An 18,962-nucleotide genomic window follows, 5' to 3' on the forward strand; every position below is an offset into this window, starting at 1 on the left:
CTTTTGCGGTGAGGATGCATGCCGGTTCCAAAGCCGAGGTTTAAGGGGCCACGCTTCTTGTCCGCAGGGTTTGCCGGGCTTGAGCGGATTGCAGACAATTTTATCGATCGGGGAAAGAGAGCCCGCCTTGACAGGATCAACCGGGCTTCAGGATTGCCCGCTCGGGAGGTATCAAACGGCCAAATTCATCCAGACGGCCTTGGGTCCATCGGCTGCGTCAGGACTTCGTCGCGTCCGATCAGAACACCGGCTCCTTCAGCGCCGCAATCACCTGCTCGCCCGGCGCCGTCAGGCGGTAGGTCACCAGCGGACGACTCGATGGCGGCTTGCGATCGGTCTCGACGATATAGCCGCGCACCATCAGCGCTTCGAAGCTGCCATAATAGCCATACATGCTGATTTCGTTCTGCCTGAGCACCTTGAACTCGCGCAGCAGGCGGATCTCGTTGCCTGACAGCAACGAGCGGCGGACGCGCTGCACGAAGCTCGCGCGCTGCTCGAACCAGGCCGCATCGGGCAGCTCGCGCGAAGACGGCATGCTGGCGCCGTCGCAGCGAGGCGCTTCGACACCGGCGCTCGCCACCGGCGACGACGGCGCGCTGCTGCCGACCGCCTCCTTGGCATCATCGAGCAACGCGATCGGCCAGCGTCGTTTGTTGTTCACCATGACCGGCGGCGGCACGACGTTGTCGCGCACCAATTGCTCGAAGCGGCCGGCGGTCACGCCGACATGAGCGGCCGCGCGGCGGCGGTCGACGAGACGGGCATCACGCCCGCCCTCCAGGTCGCACGCAATCCTCTCGTTCACCTCAATCCCCCACGCATCGTTTGCGGGCGCGCCGCCGCGCGGGCCCGAAGGGCCCGTCAGCCCGTGACACTAGGGTGAAACGCGCGTCCTCAAAAGGCAGAGAAATTCGTACATGTTGCTGCCGTTTCGGCAACGGCTATAGTGCCGGGAGGGTCCCATGCGCTTTCACTCACCGGCCATCCAGTACTTCCACGCCGTCCGTCGCACCGGCTCGATCCGCGCCGCAGCGCGCCTCCTGAACGTCGCCTCCTCGGCGGTCAGCCGCCAAATTCTCAAGCTTGAACAAGAAGTTGGCTCACCCCTATTCGAGCGGACGGCGCGCGGCCTGATCCTGACCACCGTTGGCGAGATGCTGGCGCGTCACGTCATGAACGTGCTGCAGGACCTCGATCGCTTCCGCTCCGACGTTGCGTCCCTGTCCGGCGCCTGGCACGGCAATGTCAGCATCGCCTGCATCGAGTCCCTCACCGAGTCCGTATTGCCGGATTTGATCGCCTCGCACCGCAGCCGGGCGCGTCGCGTCAGCTTCACCACCGAGGTGATGGGATCGTCCGACGTGCTCGAAGCCTTGCGCCGGGGCGAGGCCGATATCGGCATCGCCATTGCCCTCAAGCATCCACCAGACCTGCGGCAGGTCGCGTTGAAACGCTTCCGCCTCGGCGCCCTCGTTGCCCGCGAGCATTCGCTGGCGCGCCGCAGGACCGTGACGCTGGAGCAATGCCTCGCCTTTCCCGTCATCCAGGCGTTGCCGGAGCTGTCGATCTATCATCTGCTCCAGCCGCTGATCGCGCAGCTCTCGGAGACGCCGGAGCCTGCTATTCAAGTAAACTCGATCGACCTGATGCGCGAGCTGGCTGTGCGCGGCGTTGGCGTCGCCTTCCAGACCCAGCTCGGCATCGGCAGGCTGTCACGCGACGGGCAGCTCGTATTCCTGCCACTCGACAATGCCGGCAGCCCGTTATGGTCGGACCTCGGCATCTACGTCCGCGCTGAGCGCACGCTGCCCGCCTTCACGGAATCATTTCTCCAGGAACTGGTGCGCGAACTGGGCGAGCGCGAACGGCGGGAGAATTCGGCCTATCCGCCCATCGCCTGATCTGCGTGGTTCGCTCGGCGCTCAGGCGTGAGCGTTCTCCTTGCGATGCCCGTTATCGCCGAGGCGGTCCACCCAGGCGATGCCGATGGCCGAGATGATGAAGGTCAGATGGATCAGTACCTGCCACATCACGCCGGTCTCGGTGAAATTGCTCCTGACGGTGCCGAGATTGCCGGCCTCGATGAACGTCCTGAGCAACGAGATCGAGGAGATGCCGACGATCGCCATCGCGAGCTTGATCTTGAGCACGCTGGCATTGACGTGGCTCAACCATTCCGGCTCGTCCGGATGGCCGCGCAGGTTCAGCCGCGAGACGAAGGTCTCATAACCGCCGACGATCACCATCACCAGCAGGTTCGAGATCATGACCACGTCGATCAGGCCGAGCACGACCAGCATGATCTGCTGCTCGCTGGCGTCGAACGAGTGCGCCACCAGGTGCCAGAGCTCCTTCAGAAACAGCAGCACATAGACCGCCTGTGCGACGATGAGGCCGACATAGAGCGGCAATTGCAGCCATCGCGATCCGAAGATCAGGCGCGGAAACAGGCCGACCGGCGGTCTCGCCGAAGATGGTTGGGGTTCAGACGACATCGATCACTCCAGCAAACGAGGCGGGAAAACGAAGACAGATCTCAGAAACTTGCGATCACGGGCGCGAGTTCGAGCGAGCCGCGATAGATCATCTCGAAGGCGACGTAGACGACGATGGCAAGGCCGACATAGGCGATCCAGCGCTGCTTCTGAAGCACGCGGCCGAGCAGATCGGCGGCGATGCCCATCAGCGCAACCGACAGAACCAGACCGAAGACGAGGATATAAGGGTGCTCACGCGCCGCGCCCGCGACCGCAAGCACGTTGTCGAGCGACATCGATACGTCTGCGGCAACGATCTGCAACGCGGCTTGCCTGAAGGTCTTGCGCGGCGCGGCCAGGTCGGTCGCCCCGCCAGCAAGGCTGGGCACGAGCTCGTTCGCAAGCGTCGCCTGCTCACGCAGCTCGCGCCACATCTTCCAGCACACCCACAGCAACAGCACCCCGCCGGCGAGCAGCAGGCCGATCACTTGCAGAAGCTGGGCAGCGACACCAGCAAAGGCGATGCGCAACGCGGTGGCCGCAACGATGCCGACGACGATGGCGCGGCGACGCTGCTCGGCCGGAAGGCCTGCGGCCGCGAGACCGATGACGACGGCGTTGTCGCCGGCGAGCACGAGGTCAATCACGATGACCTGGAGCAGCGCGGTCAGCGCCTCGGCGGTGATGAATTCGATCATGTTCGGTGATTTTTGGGAGCGGCAGGATCCAGCCAGTGCGGCTTGCGGCGCTCGATCCAGTCGAACACCTTCGCGCGAGCCCCACGCAGCGCCGGCACGTCCTCGGCGAGCAGCGCGAGACCAAGCGGCAGCATCCAGATGCCGAGCACCGGCAGGAAGGACAGCACACCGCCGAGCACGAGCAGGACGCCCGACGGAATCCGGACCCAACGGCTGGACGGTTGCAGGAGATAGTCGACCGCGCCGGCAAGACGCGGCGGCAGCCGATGGACGAGCGCGGCAAGCCGCGGATCTCCACCAGCCGGCTGGCCGCTGTCGCCCTTGGATCTCGTCCTTTGCTCCTCCGAAGCTGTGCTCATGCTCACGCCTTGACGGCTACCGGACCGACCGGCTTCGCGCGCGGCAGCGCCAGCGTCAGCAGGCGCAACAGCTTGATCGCCTGTACCTCATGCGGATGCACGTCCTCGTCGGCGGCTGCAACGCGCTCCGAGAGCGCGATAAGATGGGATGACAGCGGCAGGTCCGAGACCGGCCGCAGCGTCTCGATCACCACATTGGCGAAATCAGGCTCTTCGAGCCGTTCGGCGAGCTCATCGAACATCGCAAACAGGCGATCGTCCTCGATATGCGGCGCCAATCCGCGCTCCCTGATGAAGCGGATCACCTCGTCGCGTTCGACCGGCGACACGCGCCGGTCGGCCACGGCGACCAGCGCGCCTGCTATCACCAGCGCCGCCGCAGCCTGCTCGTCGAAGCTGCGCGGCTCGGTGATTTCGATCTCGATCGGGGTGGACGTGTTGGCGTCAGACATCGTTGCTCCTTTTCTTGCGACAGGGCCGCGCGGAGCTGCGATGGGACGATTGGGTCGGAGAGAACTCAAGAAGGCCCGACGATCGGCCGATCCATCGCATTCGCGCGGGACAGGTCATCCGACATCGCGAGGTTTTGCTGACACGGTCAGCGTCCTCGCCAGAGGGGCCCGGATTCTTGTTCGCTCCAAAAATAAGAGGAGGTCAGCCGGAATCAAGGCAACAGCCTGCGGCCAGCCGCCGCATCCGGTTCCGCGTGAGCGGATTCGTCAGGCAGCCGTGCACGTTTCATGCCCGACTGCATCAACACGGTCGTTGCGAGCGGAGCGAAACAAACCAGCGTGCCCCCGCGGAAAGACTCTGGATTGCTTTGCTCCGCTCGCAATGACAGAGCGCGCGCCTTATCCCGCTCGCTCCACGAGATGTGCGCGCGACGGTGCCGGATCGAACCGGTCGCCGAAATATTGCGTTTCGTGCGCGACCAATCCGTCGCGAAATTCCATGATGCTGACAACGTAGGACGGCACGTCGTCATAAGTCAGCACGAACTCGCTCACCCAGAGCTCGCCGGCGCCGATGATCCGACGGACCGCGAAGCGCTTGGTGTTCGGCTGCACGAAGCGGCTCTGCTGAATGTTCCGGCGGCCGCGGATGCGCTCTCCGGACTGCGGATAGTCGAGCACGGCATCCTCGCCATAAATGTCATGCTCCGCCTCGAAATCATTCGCGTCCGACGCATCCCAATGGCGCTGCAGCGCCGTCAGTTTGGCTTGGTCGTCCATCTCAGTCTCCGCTCTTGAAGCCGACGCCCCAGGGAAAGAAGATATACAATCACGCCATATTCCGGCTATTGCCGTAACCGGAACGGAGAAACGCCATGTACATTCCTCCCGCCTTTAGGGACGACGACATCGAGAGCATCCGCGCGACGATCCGCGCGGCCCGCCTCGCGAGCCTCGTCACCGCCACCACCGACGGTCCGGTCGCCACACCCTTGCCGCTGTTCCTCGACGAGAGCGAAGGCGAGCAAGGTGTGCTGTACGGGCATGTCGCCAGGGCCAACCCGCAATGGAAGCTCCAGCCGATCGGCGATGCGCTGGCGATCTTCCCAGGTCCCGACGCCTATGTGACGCCGTCCTGGTACGCGACCAAGCAGGAAACCGAGAAGGTCGTGCCGACGTGGAATTACATCGCCGTGCACGCCTATGGCCCCGTGGAATTCTTTCAGGAGCACGAGCGTCTGCTTGAGGTGGTGACGCGGCTGACCAACAGGCACGAAGGCGCTCGCGTAAAGCCGTGGTCGGTGAGTGATGCGCCCGCGGACTTCATCGCCGCGCAGCTGCGCGGGATCGTCGGCGTACGCATCCCCGTGGCGCGCTTCGAGGGCAAGCGCAAGATGAGCCAGAACCGGCCCGAGGCCGACCGCATCGGCGTCGCAGCTGGCCTTGCGGCAAGTGACGACGCTGGTGATCGCGAGGTCGCGCCGCTGATCCCGCTGCCGTGAGCTGAGCGGCTGGGGCGGAGCGGCGCCTCGATCGTTCAATGGGGCGGCCGCCCTTCGCGTCAAACCTTCGCCACCAGGCGTGGACGGAATACCGACTCGATCATCGGGGGAAGAGCCACCAGCTTTCGCGCCGACCGGCGCCGCGGGATGGAGAAGCTGTTCACGAAGATCGGCTCGAAATCGCCCAGCGCGGTTCGCTCCTTCACGAGCAGGCTCATGACCGAGCGCATCTTGATGACTTCCTGCGCCACGAAGCTGCAATCCTCACCGCGGTTGATCTGCTCATGCATGATGGATTCGGCCTCGCGCATGCTGACGCGGAGTGCTCTGATGGTTCTGCGGAGTTCGTTGATGCGATTGTCCATAGCTGCCTCCCTCTCGGCCGCAGCATAAGAACAAAACATGAACAACATGTCAATCGGCAACTGCGCGCGCTCTGGCAGGGCTTGCCGACAAATTAGACAGAGCTTCACCGCTTCGGAATCGCAACGCCCGACCGGCGATCAGGGCCGACGGGCGATCTAACCTCCAGTGCAGCCACCGGATTTCCGCCTCCGCAGCGAGGCGCCAGGCTTGCTTGCCGCTGCGCAAACCAACTGGCCCAAAATTCGCAACGATGTTGCGAGCTGGCAATGGCGCAGAGCGGAGAACGTCATGAACGTGCATGCTGCGGGCGATCTCAAGATGCTCGGCCTCACCCATCCGAACGGCACGCCGCTCCGCCTCAACACGAAGGACTTCGTCGCGATCGATCGCAACAAGGACGCGAGCTTCGAGGCGACCTATCGCCCGCAAGCGCTCTATAACCGGGCCAATGAAGGCTTTCACGCCAATAATGAAACCTTCCTGCTCCACGAAGTTGCGACCAACCTGCCGATCTACCGGCCCGACACCGGACCGACCGACTTCCATCTGCATCTTCCGCCGGGCGGTTTTCAGCTGGTGCTGGTCACCTCGGGGGCCTTCACCTTCGACTATGACGGGCGGTTCTACAATGTCGGCCCGGGCGCCGTGATGCTGCAAAGCGCGATCGTGCATCGCCAGCTGTTCTACACCTGGTCGGGGCTGTCGACTGAAGAGAACCTCAAGACGCCGCAGACGGTGGTGCCGGATCCGATCTCGATGGGCTATTCGGGCAAATTCCTCGAAGCCTTCATCACCGATCCCACCAGCTTTCCCAATCCGACCATCGTGGGGCCCGGTCAGATCGACGAAGCCGAGACGCCGCGCGTGGCGTGGAGCCATCCGTTGCACGATCGGCCGGCCGATGCCGGCTTCTGGCTTCAGGACCCCCTGGCGCTGGATGCGCTGTTCAAGCCGCTCAGCGACGGCTCCGTCAAATCCCTCATGCCGGTATACGTGCGCGATACCGGCATCGAGACACCGAGCGGTCACCTCGTCACCGGCCACATCATCGCAACCGATCCGCGCGGCCAGTCGCTGCTGCCGAAGAGCACATCGGCATCAATGGACGCCGCCGCGTTCGCCAAGGGCGAGGTCGTCATTTACCGCGTCATTCGCGGCTCGGCCGAGTTCAAGAACAAGGCCTCCGAGACGTTCGAGCTCGCCGCCGGCGATGTCGTCACCGCGGGCAACGGCTCGATCAGGCTCATCGCTGTCGGCGAGAACACGCAAGTGCTCCGGCTCGGTCTTCTCAAGGGCATCGAGAACCTTCGCAGCTGGACGCCGACGCAGCGCGACGAGATCGACGGCCTCGCCGGTCAGATCATCACGCAGAAGGACATTCGTCCCCTGCGCACCGAAGGCAAGCCGGTCGGATATCTCTACGCGTAGCCGCGAGTGCTGCAGCTTCTCCTCCCTTGCGGGTCTTGCCCGTCCGTAAATGGTGCTGGTAGTTCATAGCGATCGAGATGTGCCTGGAGCACCTGCTTCGCCCGTGAGCCCCGCCATCACCAGAACCTGCGGAAGCTGCACTGCCTGTTGCGACGGCTGGCTGCAGATCGAGGTGCGTGGACACAAGGTGCGCAAGGGACAGCCGTGCCCCTTCAGCGTCGCGCATCGATGTACGATCTATCCGGAGCGCCCGCAGCATCCCTGCCGCGAGTTCGTCTGCGGCTGGCTGGTTGCTTCCAGCCCGCTGCCGGATTGGATGCGGCCGGATCAATCCAGCATGATCATGCTGCCCGCCAATTTCTTCTGGCGCGGCCTTCCGGTCGACGTCGTCGTCCCGGTCGGCGAGCAGCCGAAGAAGAAGGCCATGGACTGGCTGATGCGGTTTTGCACCGAGAATAGAAGGCTGCTGGTCTACCAGATCGGCGACGAGTGGTTCGCCTTCGGACCGCCGGCGTTTCAGACCGACATCGCCAGCCGCCTCGAACGCGGCGAAACGCCGTGGGGCGATTGAAGTAAGCCGCGGAAATCATTCGCCCTTTCGGGATGCATTCGGTTCACCGCAATGCGGCAGATCGCCGCGCGACGTGCTTTGTCAGGAACAGTTGCCCTCCAGACACAGTTCGCGGCGAAAGCAAGCTCTAGCACACCAGCATGATTGTATATGGCATCTGGCATACATTACCTTCCCCTTTATCCCGGACCCATCTGAGAGTCCGCGGCGATAAAGGGGAACCAGATGAGGAAGGCCTTTTTGCTCGGCACAGGCTTTGCGGCCCTGTGTGCAACCACAATCAGCCAACCCTTGCGAGCTGCAACCATCGACGATGTCGTTGCCCGCCTCGATGCGCTCGAGCGCAGCAACGCCAAGCTCGCCAGGGAGAACGCGCAGCTCCGGGAACGCGTCAATCGCATCGGTGAGCCCAGGGCTGCGGCGACGGCGGTCGCGCCGGCTTCACCCAAGGGCAATCCCGTTCTGCATGCGGCGGTCGCCCCCTCACCGGCGCCCGCGGCGCCCGAGCACACCGTCGTCAGCATCGGCGGCGCTCCGCTCTACAGCAAGGCGCCCGGATCCAATCCCTTCATCGACAACACCACCGTGACGCTCTACGGCCATGTCGATCTATCCGGCGACGTCTTCAATCCCGGCGTCTACGACCAGGGCACCAAATTCGGCGTCTCCAGCAACCTCACCTATTTCGGCGTGAGGGCGCGGCACAATCTCGATCCCTATGGCTATCCCGGCTGGGCCGCCGTCGCGCAATTCGAATCGCTCGTCGAGGTCGCAGCCGTTCCGACCGAACGCGCGGCGTTCGGCACGCGCGACAGCTTCCTCGGCATGGAGAGCCCGTGGGGCACGATCAAGGCCGGCAAGGCGGACACGCCCTACAAGAAGGCCACAGCGAAGTTCGATCCGTTCTCGGCCACGCTCGGCGACTACAACTCGATCATGGGCAACACCGGCGGCGATCTGCGCGCAGAGTTCGATTGGCGCGCGGGGCACGCGGTCTGGTATGAATCGCCTGTCTGGAACGGCTTCCAGGCCTCGGTCATGGTCTCGCCGGGCCAGAACACCGCCAAGGACAACAGCGACTACGCGCTCGGCGATTTCAACTGCCCGTCCACGTCGTCGCGCGGCAGCGGCTCGGGCTTCCCGGCCACATCGGCGCCGGAGGGCTGTACCGATGGCTCCTACGGCAATCTTTACAGCGCATCGCTGACCTACAACCAGGCCGGGTTCACGGGCATCGCCGCTTACGAATTCCACGAAGGAACCAACCGGACCGGCGACGAGGCGGTGACCGCGCTGAGCAACGGCAGCGTTCTCACCGTGCCGGCGGGTGCGGTCGGCATCGCCAACGAATGGGCCGCGAAGGTCGGCGCGGGCTACAAGTTCAACGACGTGATCGGCAGCCTGCAGCTCTACGGCATCTACGAAGTGATGCGCCGCGAGCATACGGTCGCCGCGTTCAACGAGCGTTCGCGCGACGGCTACTTCCTGAGCGCAACCCAATCGGTCGAGAAGTGGGACGTCAGCGCATCCTGGGCTCATGCCAACGCCTCGCCGGGCTCGCCGGGCACCGGCGTCCTCAACGCCTATCCCACCCCGGGGGTCGCGGTTTCGGCGCCGGCGGGTGCCGCCGACTTCGCGCTCAACACGGTGGACTCCAGCGCGGACCAGTACGCGATCGGCGTGAAGTACCATTTCAGCCCGTTCGTGAGCTGGTACATGGTCGGCAGTTATCTGCGCAACGGGCCGGGCGCGCATTACTGCCTCGGCGCCAGCGGACATGGCTACGCCGTCTGCGGACGAGATGCCAACAACAACGTCATTGCCGGCAACAAGGCCGAAGCGGTCACGACAGGCATGACGTTCGACTTCTGACGAAGAAGACAGCGGGGAGCCGGTCGCGGCTCCCCGTCAATTACTCCGCCGCCTGGCGCACGTAGCGCGCGGTCGGCGTGCGCATCGTCACCAGCTCTTCGGCCGCGGTCGGATGCAGCGCGATGGTCGCGTCGAAATCGGCCTTGGTCGCCTTCATCTTCACGGCAATCGCGACCACTTGCGTGACCTCGGCGGCGCAATCGCCGACGATGTGGCAGCCGAGCACGCGGTCGGTCGCGCCGTCGACGACGAGCTTCATCAGCACGCGGGTGTCGCGGCCGGACATCGTCGCCTTGATCGGGCGGAACGTCGTCTTGTAGATGTCGACGTGGCTGAATTGCGCACGCGCTTCGGTCTCCGTCAGACCGACCGTGCCGACCTCCGGCTGCGAGAACACCGCGGTCGGGATCGAGGAATGATCGACCTGCACCGCACGCTTGCCGAACACGGTGTCGGCGAAGGCATGGCCCTCCCGGATCGCGACCGGCGTCAGGTTGAAGCGATGGGTGACGTCGCCGATCGCGTAGATGCCGTCGACCGAGCTCTTGGAGAAATGATCGACCGCGATGCCGCCGTTCTCAGGATTGATGGCGACGCCGGCGTTCTCCAGGCCGAGATTGGCGACGTTGGGGTGCCGCCCGATCGCGAACATCACCTGGTCGGAAGCAAGGCTCGATCCATTCGACAGGTGCGTGGTGAATTCCTCGCCGTGGCGATCAACCTTGTTGACCGTGCAGCCGGTGAGAATGGTGATGCCCTGCTTCTCCATCTCAGCTCGGACATGGGCGCGAACGTCCTCGTCGAAACCGCGCAGGATGTTGTCGCCGCGATAGATCACGGTGACGTCGGAACCGAAGCCGGCGAAGATGCCGGCGAATTCCAGCGCGATATAGCCGCCACCCTGGATCACGATCCGCTTCGGCAGCTTCTTCAGATGAAAAGCTTCGTTGGAAGAGATCACATGCTCGATGCCGGGAATTGCGGCACCGTGGTTGGGCGCGCCGCCGGTCGCAATGAGAATGTATTTTGCGCTGATCTTCCTGTCGTCCGCGAGCAGGCGGAGGGTGTGCTTGTCCTCGATCACCGCGCGGCTCTTGACGATCTGCGCGCCCGACTTCTCGACATTGGTCGTGTAGGCGGCCTCCAGTCGCGCGATTTCCTTGTCCTTGTTGGCGATCAAGGTCGGCCAGTCGAAGGTCGCGGGCGGAACGGTCCAGCCGAAGCCGGCGGCATCTTCCAGCTCGTGGCGGAAATGCGAGCCGATCACGAACAGCTTCTTCGGCACGCAGCCACGGATCACGCAGGTGCCGCCCATGCGGTACTCTTCCGCGATCATCACGCGGGCGCCGTAGCCGGCTGCGATGCGGGCGGCACGCACGCCGCCCGAACCACCACCGATGACAAAGAGGTCGACGTCGAATTCAGCCATTGTCCACTCCGACCTCTCCTAAAGCGTGATCTTGATTCTGATCAGATAGGTACCGTCAGATTTCCTTGCCACGCTTCTTCATCTCGGCGCGGAACGCGCTCGCGACGACCTCGGAGAAATTCCGCGCCCAGTCGTTCATGACCTGCATGCTGAGGCTGATGGCCTTGGGCTCGTTGGTGAGCAGCTTCTGGCCAAGCGGCGACTTGTAGAACGTGACGAGATCCTTCAGCTCCTGCTCGGTGAACTCGCCGGCATACACTCCCACCATGCCGTCGCCGATCTCCGACTCACGGCCGGCCAGCTGCTTGGCGATGACGGGGGCGAGCTCGTTGAGATCCTTCTGGTAGTTGAGGTTCTGTCCGATCAGCGTGGTCTTGACCTTCTCCACCATGCCGGGCACGGCGCCGGCGTACATCGCGCTGGCATTCTTCAGCTGCAAAATCTCCTTTGCCGCGGCGATCGCCCCCGGGGTCGGTGCTGCCGGGGCCGCCTGCTGTTGCGCGATCGCAGGCGCTGCCGCCAGAGCCAACGCGAAGGCGAGGCACGCAGCGGGCACGATCTTCAAGACGCTCTTCATTCCTAGTCTCCTTTCGGCTTACGCCGTTCAATCACGCGGATTCCTTCGCCACCCGCCAAAACAGCCGAGCTGGCCAAGCCGATGAACAACCCATGCTCGACCACGCCGGGGATCGCGCTCAACGCCTTGGCGAGGCTCGCTGGATCGGCAATACGTCCGAGCTGGGCATCGACGATCCAGTGGCCGCCATCGGTGACGAAAACGTGGCCATCTTTGGCCTTGCGGAGCGCCATTTGCCCGGAAACGCCGCATTCCGCAAATGCCTTGTCGATGGCGCGACGGGTCGCGCCAAGCCCGAACGGGATCACCTCGACCGGCAGCGGAAACTTGCCGAGCGTCGGTACCCATTTGGTGTCGTCGGCAATGACGATCATGCGATCCGAGGCGGCTGCCACGATCTTTTCGCGCAGCAGCGCACCGCCGCCGCCCTTGATCAGGTTGAGCTCGGGATCGATCTCGTCGGCACCGTCGACGGTGATGTCGAGATGGTCGATCTCATCGAGCGTGGTCAGCTTCACGCCGCAGCGCTCCGCATCCGCGCGGGTCGCCTCGGAGGTCGGAACACCGATCACCTTGAGGCCGGCAGCGACGCGCTCTCCCAGCAGCTCGACAAAGTGCTTGGCGGTCGAGCCGGTGCCGAGCCCGAGCTGCATGCCGTCGCGCACCTCGTCCAGGGCGCGTGCCGCAGCCTGCCGCTTCAACTGGTCCATGTTCACGTTTGCGCCCGCCTCTCGAAGTCAGGAATGCCGCCGGTCAAACTGGCTTGCGGCGGCCTATGTAGCCTCGTTTTCCTCGCCGGAACAGGCCTATGAGCGGATCTCAGAGCCCCGCCCCTTGCGCCGGCCTGGCCGGACCGATAGCGCTTCTTGCATGAACTCGCCCTACACCCTCGTCTTCGATCTCGACGGCACGCTTGTGGATACGGCGCCCGACCTGATCACCGCCCTGAATTATGTGCTCGACCGCGAAGGCCTGCCGCCGGTGCCGATGGCCTCGGCCCGCAACATGATCGGCGCCGGTGCCCGCAAGCTGATCGAGCGGGGGCTGGAGGCCGAGGGCCGCTCGGTCACGCCAGCCGAGATGGACCGGCTAACGGCTGATTTCATCGCCTATTACGCCGACCATATCGCGGTGGAATCCCGCCCGTTCGAGGGGCTGCCGGACGCGCTCGACCTGTTGGCGGCGCAGGGCCATCGCCTGGCGGTCTGCACCAACAAGCTGGAATGGCTGTCGAAGCGGCTCCTGGATCAGCTCGACCTTACCAGGCGGTTTGCAGCGATCTGTGGCGCCGATACGTTTGGCGTCCAGAAGCCAGATCCGGCCATCTTCCGCGAGACCGTGGCCCGCGCCGGCGGCGAGGTCAAAGCCAGCATCATGGTGGGCGACGCCGGAACCGACGTCGGGGTGGCCCGGCGCGCCGGGGTGCCCGTGATCGGGGTCAGCTTCGGCTACACTGATGTGCCGATCGTCGAGCTGAAGCCCGATAGGGTGATCCATCACATGCGTGAGCTGCCGCCTGCCGCCCACAGCCTGATGACGGCCCGGGCATCGACAACGCCCTGAGCTAGCTCTGATATCCTGAGGAATCGTGCATTAACCATCTATTAACTATGCGCGGCCGGCCGGTTGCTTGCCCGAAACGACGCCCCTAAGGTCCCCGCGGGGTTATGTGGCGGTTCGTCGCAGTAGAAGTGGATGGTCATGCGTCGTGTCATCGCGAGTGCGTTAGCGGGGGTGAGCCTCCTGGGAGCAACAAGCCTTGGTGGCTGCTCCTCGATGTCTTGGGACATGTTCAAATCGACGCCGCCGACCGCCCAGGTCCGGCTCGAATCCAATCCGCCGGGTGCTGATGCCACGACCTCGCTGGGTCCGGGCTGCAAGACCCCCTGCTCGGTCTCGGTACCCGCGCCCGACGCTCCGTTCACGGTCGCTTTCGCGCTACCAAAATACCAGCCGACCAGCATACCGGTGAATGTCATCAAGAATGCCGGCGATTTCACCACGCCTGCTTCGGTGACCACCGATCCGAATCCCGTTTTCGCGGAGCTCCAGCCGGCGGTGCCGCCGAAGCCCGTGAAGAAGAAGCCGCACAGGCCGAAGCGGCCGAAACCGGCCCCGGCCGCCCCCGCCGCGGCGCCGGCCGACGCTGCGCCGCCACCCGCTGCGCCGCCACCGGCTGCGGGCTCGGCGTTCCCCGATCCGAACGCGGGCAAGCGCTGATCCGAGTTTTAATCTTCGTATACCACCCGATTGTCTCAGCCGCGTCCGATGCTTAGATTGCGTCGATAGCACCGCTGAAGCAAAGGTGCGCCCGTCGCCGTAAGTGACAAGGCAGCTCGTATGAACGGATCTCCCGCGACCTCCCTCGCCTCGGCGAGCCCCCGCGCCGCCCTGTCGAGCGCGATGACCGATCCGTTCGGTCGGACGATCTCTTACCTGCGCGTCTCGGTCACCGATCGGTGCGATTTGCGCTGCTTCTATTGCATGTCGGAAGACATGACCTTCCTGCCCAAGGCGGACCTGCTGACGCTCGAGGAACTCGACCGGCTCTGTTCTGCCTTCATCGCCAAGGGCGTGAAGAAGCTGCGGCTCACCGGCGGCGAGCCGCTGGTGCGGCGCAACGTGATGTCGCTGGTGCGCTCGCTCTCGCGCCATCTCGGCAGCGGGGCGTTGGGCGAGCTCACGCTGACCACCAACGGCACGCAGCTGGCAAAGCATGCCGGGGAACTCGCCGATTGCGGCGTCCGCCGCATCAACGTCTCGCTCGATACGCTCGATGCCAAGAAATTTCGCGAGATCACGCGCTGGGGCGAGATCGACAAGGTGCTGGAAGGCATCGAGGCCGCGCGCGCTGCGGGCCTCGCCGTGAAGATCAACGCGGTGGCGCTGAAGAACCTCAACGAGGACGAACTCCCCGGTCTCTTGCGCTGGGCCCACGGCAAGGGCATGGGGCTGACCCTGATCGAGGTGATGCCGATGGGTGAGATCGGCGCGGGCCGCATCGACCAATATCTGCCGCTGTCATTGGTACGCGCCCGTCTCGCCCAGCAATTCACGCTGACGGATCTGGCCGAAAGCACCGGCGGCCCGGCGCGCTATGTCAGCGTCGCGGAGACCGGCGGCAAGCTCGGCTTCATCACGCCGATGACCCACAATTTCTGCGAATCCTGCAACCGGGTACGCATCACCTGCACGGGCACGCTGCACACCTGCCTCGGACACGAGGATGCCTCCGATTTGCGCAAGCCGCTGCGTGCATCCACCGACGATGAGCTGCTGGCGGCTGCGATCGATCGCGCCATCGGGCTCAAGCCCAAGGGCCACGATTTCATCATCGACCGCCGCCACGACCGGCCCAGCGTCTCCAGGCATATGAGCGTCACCGGCGGCTGAGGATTCGTCGCCCTGACGCTCCGTCTCAAGCTTTTGCGACTTAAGCTTTTGACGCGCCGATAATTTGCCCATTTTCCGATTGACGGCGCACAAGCCCGCTGGTTTGGTGCGACCGCCTTTGCTTGCCCGGCAACAATAAGCCGGCCCGCCCCGTTGGCGGTCGCGGTCAAGACGGCAAGGCACGAGGGGAGGACTGACGCCGCAATCGCTTTCGGGCGTGTTGATCGCACGCTGGCCGGCGTTGCGCGCCGAAGCCTCCCGCAGAAGTGTTAGGCCGCGACGGAGAGAAAGTAAGATGCGTCCCTTGCTGGCGTTGAGCAACGCCATCGACGCCCTCAATGAAAAGATTGGGTACGTCTGTAACCTGCTCGTGCTCCTCGCCTGCCTGGTCAGCGCGGCCAACGCCATGATCCGCTACGCCTTCAGCTACTCCTCGAACGGCTGGCTGGAGCTGCAATGGTACATGTTCGCGGTCCTGGTGATGTTCGGATCGTCCTACACCTTCAAGCGCAACGAGCATGTGCGGGTCGAAATCTTCTATCTGACCCTGTCCGAGCGCGGTCAGCTCTGGCTCGACCTGATCGGCACGCTGTTCTTCCTGATCCCCTCCTGCCTGCTGCTCGCCTATCTGTCCTGGCCGTTCTTCATGCAGGCCTATGACGTCGGCGAGATGTCGGGCAATGCCGGCGGCCTGGTCCGCTGGCCGATCAAGTTCGTGATCCCCGCCGGCTTCGTCATGCTGGCGCTCCAGGGCATTTCCGAAGTCATCAAGCGTATCGCGGCTCTCCAGGGCTATGTGACGATCGACGCCAAGTACGAGAGGCCGACCCAATGATTACGCTGGAAATGATGCCGCCGTTGATGTTCGGCGGCCTGGTTCTGGCGATGCTGATCGGCTTCCCCGTCGCGTTCACGCTTGCCGCCGTCGGTCTCTCCTTCGGCTTCCTGGCCATCCATCTCGGATTCTTCGATCTCAACTTCCTGCAGGCGATCCCCGGCCGCGTGTTCGGCAGCGTGCTCTCCAACGAGCTGTTGCTGGCGATCCCGTTCTTCACCTTCATGGGCGCGATATTGGAGAGATGCGGACTAGCCGAGGACATGCTGGATTCGATGGGCCAGCTGTTCGGCCCTGTCCGAGGCGGCCTCGGCTATTCCGTCATCATCGTCGGCTTCATCCTCGGCGCCATCACCGGCACGGTGGCGGCCCAGGTCATCGCCATGGCGCTGATCTCGATGCCCGTGATGATCCGCTACGGCTACAACATGCGCTACATCACCGGCGTGCTGGCGGCCTCGGGCACCATCACGCAACTGGTGCCGCCCTCGCTGGTGCTGATCGTGCTCGCCGACCAGCTCGGCAAGTCGGTCGGCGACATGTATCTCGGCGCCTGGGGTCCCTCGGTGTTCCAGATCCTGCTGTTCGCCGGCTACACCTTCGTCCTCGGCCTGATCAAGCCCGAGCACGTGCCGCCGGTTCCGAAGGAAGCGCGCACGCTGACCGGCTGGGCTTTGTGGAAGAAGTGCCTGATGGGCATCATCCCCTCGGCCGTGCTGATCTTCGTCGTGCTCGGCACCATGATGATGGGCCTTGCGACCCCGACGGAAGCCGGTGCCATGGGTGCCGTCGGCGCCATCGTGCTCGCCGCGATCCATCACAAGAATTTCTCCTCGACCGACCGCAAGATCCTGATCGTGGGGGTGATCGCCGCCGGTATCGGCACCATCGTCGCGATGCTGTTCACAGAGAACCTGATCTTCAAGGTCTCGTTCGCGCTGACTTATCTCGCCGTGGCCTGGATCTGCATCTCGGCCGCGCGCATCCCCGAGCTGCGTGACCTCATCAGGCAGGGTTACGAATCCACCATGCGGCTCACCTGCATGGTCACCTTCATCCTGATCGGCTCGACCTGCTTCTCGGTGGTGTTCCTCGGCGTCTCCGGCGGCGTCTGGCTCGAGCACCTGTTGACCTCGCTGCCCGGCGGCGTCTGGGGCTTCCTGATCTTCATCAACCTGTTCATCTTCTTCCTGGCGTTCTTCCTCGACTTCTTCGAGATCGCCTTCATCATCCTGCCGATGATCGCGCCGATCGCACAGAAGATCCTCGGCCCCGTGGTCGGGGACGGACCGGCGCTGATCTGGTTCGGCGTCATGCTCTGCGTCAATATGCAGACCTCGTTCCTGCATCCCCCGTTCGGGTTCGCGCTGTTCTACCTGCGCGGCGTTGCGCCGAAGGAAGTGAAGAGCTCCGACATCTACTGGGGCGCGATGCCCTGGATCGGACTGCAGATGATCATGGTGCTGATCGTGATCGCCTTCCCGGTGACGGTGACGGGCCTGCTGGACAAGCCTGCCAACGTCGACCTCGACAAGGTCAAGATCGAGGTGCCGCAGATCGATCTCCCACCGCTGGATCTCGGCCCGCCGCAGAAGTAGCGGGCGCAGCCCGTGCGGTCATGCTCCGCCTCCGCGGAGCATGACGCTCGTGACAGGCGCGGCAAAGACGGGCATACCGGACGTTCCTTCAACCTTGGGAATGCCGCGCATGCTCCGATCGCTCCCCGCTCCCCCGCTCGTTCGTCCGCTGATCGCCTCGTTCTGGCTCGCCTGTGCGGCAACGGTCGCGCAGGCCGAGCCGGTGGCCGACGTCCAGGCGCTGGCGCAGAAGGAGCAGCAGCCGCTGCTGGACACGCTGCGCGACCTCGTCAACGTGGAAACCGGCAGCAGGGATGTCGAGGGCCTGAACGTGATCGCAGGGCGCGTCGCGGACCAGCTCAAGCAACTCGGCGGCGCGGTGGAGATCCTGCAGCCCACCGACATCTATCGCCTCGACGACACGCCCGAGAAGATCGGACCGGCCGTGCATGCCGTCTTCAAGGGCACCGGCACCAGGAAGATCATGCTGATCGCCCACATGGACACGGTGTACCTGAAGGGCATGCTGAAGGATCAGCCGTTCCGCATCGACGGCGACAAGGCCTACGGCCTCGGCATCGCCGACGACAAGCAGGGCGTCGCACTCGTTCTCCATACCGTGGCGATGCTGCAGAAGCTGAACTTCAAAGACTACGGCACGCTCACGGTGCTGACCAATGGCGACGAGGAAATCTCCTCGCCGGGCTGGCGCAGCACGATCACGAAGTTTGCTTCAGAGCAGGACGCGGTGTTCTCGTTCGAGAGCGGCGGCGCCGACGGCACGCTGCGGCTCGCCACCAGCGGCATCGGCTCGGCCTATCTCACGGTCCACGGCAAGTCGTCGCATGCGGGCGCAAGGCCCGAGGGCGGCATCAACGCGCTCTACGAGCTTTCGCACCAGGTGCTGCAGATGAAGGACCTCTCCAAGCCGGAGCAGGGCCTGAAGCTGAACTGGACGGTCGCCAAGGCCGGCACCAACCGCAACGTGATTCCGGCCGAAGCCACCGCGCAGGCCGATGCGCGCGCGCTCAAGGTGTCCGATTTCGACGAGCTCGAAAAGACACTGCAGGAGAAGATCAAAAATCGCCTGCTGCCGGATTCCAAGGTCGAGCTGAAATTCGAAGTGCGCCGCCCGCCGCTCGAGGCCAACGACGCCTCGCGCCGCGTGGCCGCCTACGGCACGACGATCTACGGCGAGATCGGACTGCCGCTGAAGGTCGACGAGAAGGCGACCGGCGGCGGCACCGATGCCGCGTTCGCCGCGCTCAAGACCAAAGGTGCCGTAGTCGAGGGCATGGGCCTGTCAGGCTTCGGCGCGCACTCCAACGATGCCGAATATGTCCAGATCAACAGCATCGTGCCGCGCCTTTACCTGACCACGCGCATGATCATGGATCTGTCCACGGGGAAGCTGAAATAGCGC

21 protein-coding genes are annotated in these 18,962 nt (G+C 64.2%); 11 read left to right on the top strand and 10 right to left on the bottom strand.

Going from position 1 to position 18,962, the window contains the following annotated elements:
• Positions 1 to 238 precede the first annotated feature (238 nt).
• Positions 239 to 808: a hypothetical protein gene (locus tag ACVWZ4_RS32940; RefSeq protein WP_456741988.1), complete on the bottom strand. Its 570-nt coding sequence runs from the start codon at positions 806 to 808 to the stop codon at positions 239 to 241.
• A 157-nt stretch (positions 809 to 965) separates the two neighbouring features.
• Between ACVWZ4_RS32940 and ACVWZ4_RS32945 the strand changes: the two genes are divergently transcribed.
• Positions 966 to 1,904 carry a LysR family transcriptional regulator gene (locus ACVWZ4_RS32945; RefSeq protein ID WP_456703014.1) on the top strand — a complete coding sequence of 313 codons (939 nt, stop codon included), beginning with the start codon at positions 966 to 968 and terminating at the stop codon, positions 1,902 to 1,904.
• A 21-nt stretch (positions 1,905 to 1,925) separates the two neighbouring features.
• On the opposite strand, the gene ACVWZ4_RS32950 is transcribed toward ACVWZ4_RS32945, so the two are convergent.
• The 5 genes from ACVWZ4_RS32950 to ACVWZ4_RS32970 all read right to left on the bottom strand — a co-directional run bounded on the left by ACVWZ4_RS32950 (position 1,926) and on the right by ACVWZ4_RS32970 (position 4,769).
• Positions 1,926 to 2,498, bottom strand: coding sequence for a TIGR00645 family protein (locus ACVWZ4_RS32950; protein WP_456703013.1), 573 nt, complete (start codon positions 2,496 to 2,498; stop codon positions 1,926 to 1,928).
• Positions 2,499 to 2,539: 41 nt separating this feature from the next.
• Entirely contained in the window at positions 2,540 to 3,178 is a 639-nt protein-coding gene (locus ACVWZ4_RS32955; protein ID WP_456703012.1) for a TerC family protein, read from the bottom strand.
• On the bottom strand, positions 3,175 to 3,537 hold the full coding sequence (locus ACVWZ4_RS32960; RefSeq protein ID WP_456703011.1) for a hypothetical protein: 363 nt from the start codon (positions 3,535 to 3,537) through the stop codon (positions 3,175 to 3,177). The genes ACVWZ4_RS32955 and ACVWZ4_RS32960 overlap by 4 nt, the downstream gene beginning before the upstream one ends.
• A 2-nt stretch (positions 3,538 to 3,539) precedes the next feature.
• A complete protein-coding gene (locus ACVWZ4_RS32965) occupies positions 3,540 to 3,989 on the bottom strand; it encodes a TerB family tellurite resistance protein (RefSeq protein WP_456703010.1) in 450 nt (149 codons plus the stop codon).
• 399 nt (positions 3,990 to 4,388) lie between these two features.
• Positions 4,389 to 4,769 carry a nuclear transport factor 2 family protein gene (locus ACVWZ4_RS32970; RefSeq protein ID WP_456703009.1) on the bottom strand — a complete coding sequence of 127 codons (381 nt, stop codon included), beginning with the start codon at positions 4,767 to 4,769 and terminating at the stop codon, positions 4,389 to 4,391.
• Positions 4,770 to 4,864: 95 nt separating this feature from the next.
• On the opposite strand from ACVWZ4_RS32970, the gene ACVWZ4_RS32975 reads away from it, so the two are divergent.
• A complete protein-coding gene (locus tag ACVWZ4_RS32975; protein WP_456741989.1) occupies positions 4,865 to 5,491 on the top strand; it encodes an FMN-binding negative transcriptional regulator in 627 nt (208 codons plus the stop codon).
• Between the two features lie 59 nt (positions 5,492 to 5,550).
• Here ACVWZ4_RS32975 and ACVWZ4_RS32980 read toward each other — a convergent pair whose 3' ends face one another.
• Complete coding sequence (locus ACVWZ4_RS32980; protein WP_456790448.1) at positions 5,551 to 5,856, bottom strand: hypothetical protein; 306 nt, start codon at positions 5,854 to 5,856, stop codon at positions 5,551 to 5,553.
• A 289-nt stretch (positions 5,857 to 6,145) separates the two neighbouring features.
• Between ACVWZ4_RS32980 and ACVWZ4_RS32985 the strand changes: the two genes are divergently transcribed.
• The 3 genes from ACVWZ4_RS32985 (at position 6,146) to ACVWZ4_RS32995 (ending at position 9,728) form a co-directional block, all read left to right on the top strand.
• Positions 6,146 to 7,285, top strand: coding sequence for a hypothetical protein (locus ACVWZ4_RS32985; protein ID WP_456741991.1), 1,140 nt, complete (start codon positions 6,146 to 6,148; stop codon positions 7,283 to 7,285).
• 172 nt (positions 7,286 to 7,457) lie between these two features.
• Positions 7,458 to 7,856: a hypothetical protein gene (locus ACVWZ4_RS32990; RefSeq protein ID WP_456741992.1), complete on the top strand. Its 399-nt coding sequence runs from the start codon at positions 7,458 to 7,460 to the stop codon at positions 7,854 to 7,856.
• 225 nt (positions 7,857 to 8,081) lie between these two features.
• Positions 8,082 to 9,728 (top strand): porin, encoded by a 1,647-nt coding sequence (locus tag ACVWZ4_RS32995; RefSeq protein WP_456741993.1) that lies wholly within the window; start codon positions 8,082 to 8,084, stop codon positions 9,726 to 9,728.
• Between the two features lie 40 nt (positions 9,729 to 9,768).
• Here ACVWZ4_RS32995 and gor read toward each other — a convergent pair whose 3' ends face one another.
• The 3 genes from gor to rpiA are packed head-to-tail and all read right to left on the bottom strand — an operon-like array spanning position 9,769 to position 12,450.
• Positions 9,769 to 11,157 carry a glutathione-disulfide reductase gene (gene gor / locus ACVWZ4_RS33000; RefSeq protein ID WP_456741994.1) on the bottom strand — a complete coding sequence of 463 codons (1,389 nt, stop codon included), beginning with the start codon at positions 11,155 to 11,157 and terminating at the stop codon, positions 9,769 to 9,771.
• 55 nt (positions 11,158 to 11,212) lie between these two features.
• Positions 11,213 to 11,734, bottom strand: coding sequence for a DUF2059 domain-containing protein (locus ACVWZ4_RS33005; RefSeq protein ID WP_456703002.1), 522 nt, complete (start codon positions 11,732 to 11,734; stop codon positions 11,213 to 11,215).
• A 2-nt stretch (positions 11,735 to 11,736) separates the two neighbouring features.
• Positions 11,737 to 12,450: a ribose-5-phosphate isomerase RpiA gene (rpiA, locus tag ACVWZ4_RS33010; RefSeq protein ID WP_456734798.1), complete on the bottom strand. Its 714-nt coding sequence runs from the start codon at positions 12,448 to 12,450 to the stop codon at positions 11,737 to 11,739.
• A gap of 154 nt (positions 12,451 to 12,604) precedes the next feature.
• On the opposite strand from rpiA, the gene ACVWZ4_RS33015 reads away from it, so the two are divergent.
• The 6 genes from ACVWZ4_RS33015 to ACVWZ4_RS33040 all read left to right on the top strand — a co-directional run bounded on the left by ACVWZ4_RS33015 (position 12,605) and on the right by ACVWZ4_RS33040 (position 18,959).
• Positions 12,605 to 13,297, top strand: a complete 693-nt coding sequence (locus ACVWZ4_RS33015) for an HAD family hydrolase (RefSeq protein WP_456703000.1) — start codon at positions 12,605 to 12,607, stop codon at positions 13,295 to 13,297.
• Positions 13,298 to 13,435: 138 nt separating this feature from the next.
• Positions 13,436 to 13,954 carry a hypothetical protein gene (locus ACVWZ4_RS33020; RefSeq protein ID WP_456741996.1) on the top strand — a complete coding sequence of 173 codons (519 nt, stop codon included), beginning with the start codon at positions 13,436 to 13,438 and terminating at the stop codon, positions 13,952 to 13,954.
• A 120-nt stretch (positions 13,955 to 14,074) separates the two neighbouring features.
• On the top strand, positions 14,075 to 15,127 hold the full coding sequence (moaA, locus tag ACVWZ4_RS33025; RefSeq protein ID WP_456702998.1) for a GTP 3',8-cyclase MoaA: 1,053 nt from the start codon (positions 14,075 to 14,077) through the stop codon (positions 15,125 to 15,127).
• A 295-nt stretch (positions 15,128 to 15,422) separates the two neighbouring features.
• The gene (locus ACVWZ4_RS33030) at positions 15,423 to 15,962 is read left to right on the top strand and encodes a TRAP transporter small permease subunit (RefSeq protein ID WP_456702997.1); all 540 of its coding nucleotides are present in this window, start codon (positions 15,423 to 15,425) and stop codon (positions 15,960 to 15,962) included.
• A complete protein-coding gene (locus tag ACVWZ4_RS33035) occupies positions 15,959 to 17,560 on the top strand; it encodes a TRAP transporter large permease (RefSeq protein WP_456702996.1) in 1,602 nt (533 codons plus the stop codon). The genes ACVWZ4_RS33030 and ACVWZ4_RS33035 overlap by 4 nt, the downstream gene beginning before the upstream one ends.
• 109 nt (positions 17,561 to 17,669) lie before the next feature.
• Entirely contained in the window at positions 17,670 to 18,959 is a 1,290-nt protein-coding gene (locus ACVWZ4_RS33040) for a M20/M25/M40 family metallo-hydrolase (RefSeq protein ID WP_456702995.1), read from the top strand.
• The last annotated feature ends 3 nt before the right edge of the window (positions 18,960 to 18,962 follow it).

The sequence above is a fragment of the Bradyrhizobium sp. USDA 4472 genome (assembly GCF_054058595.1).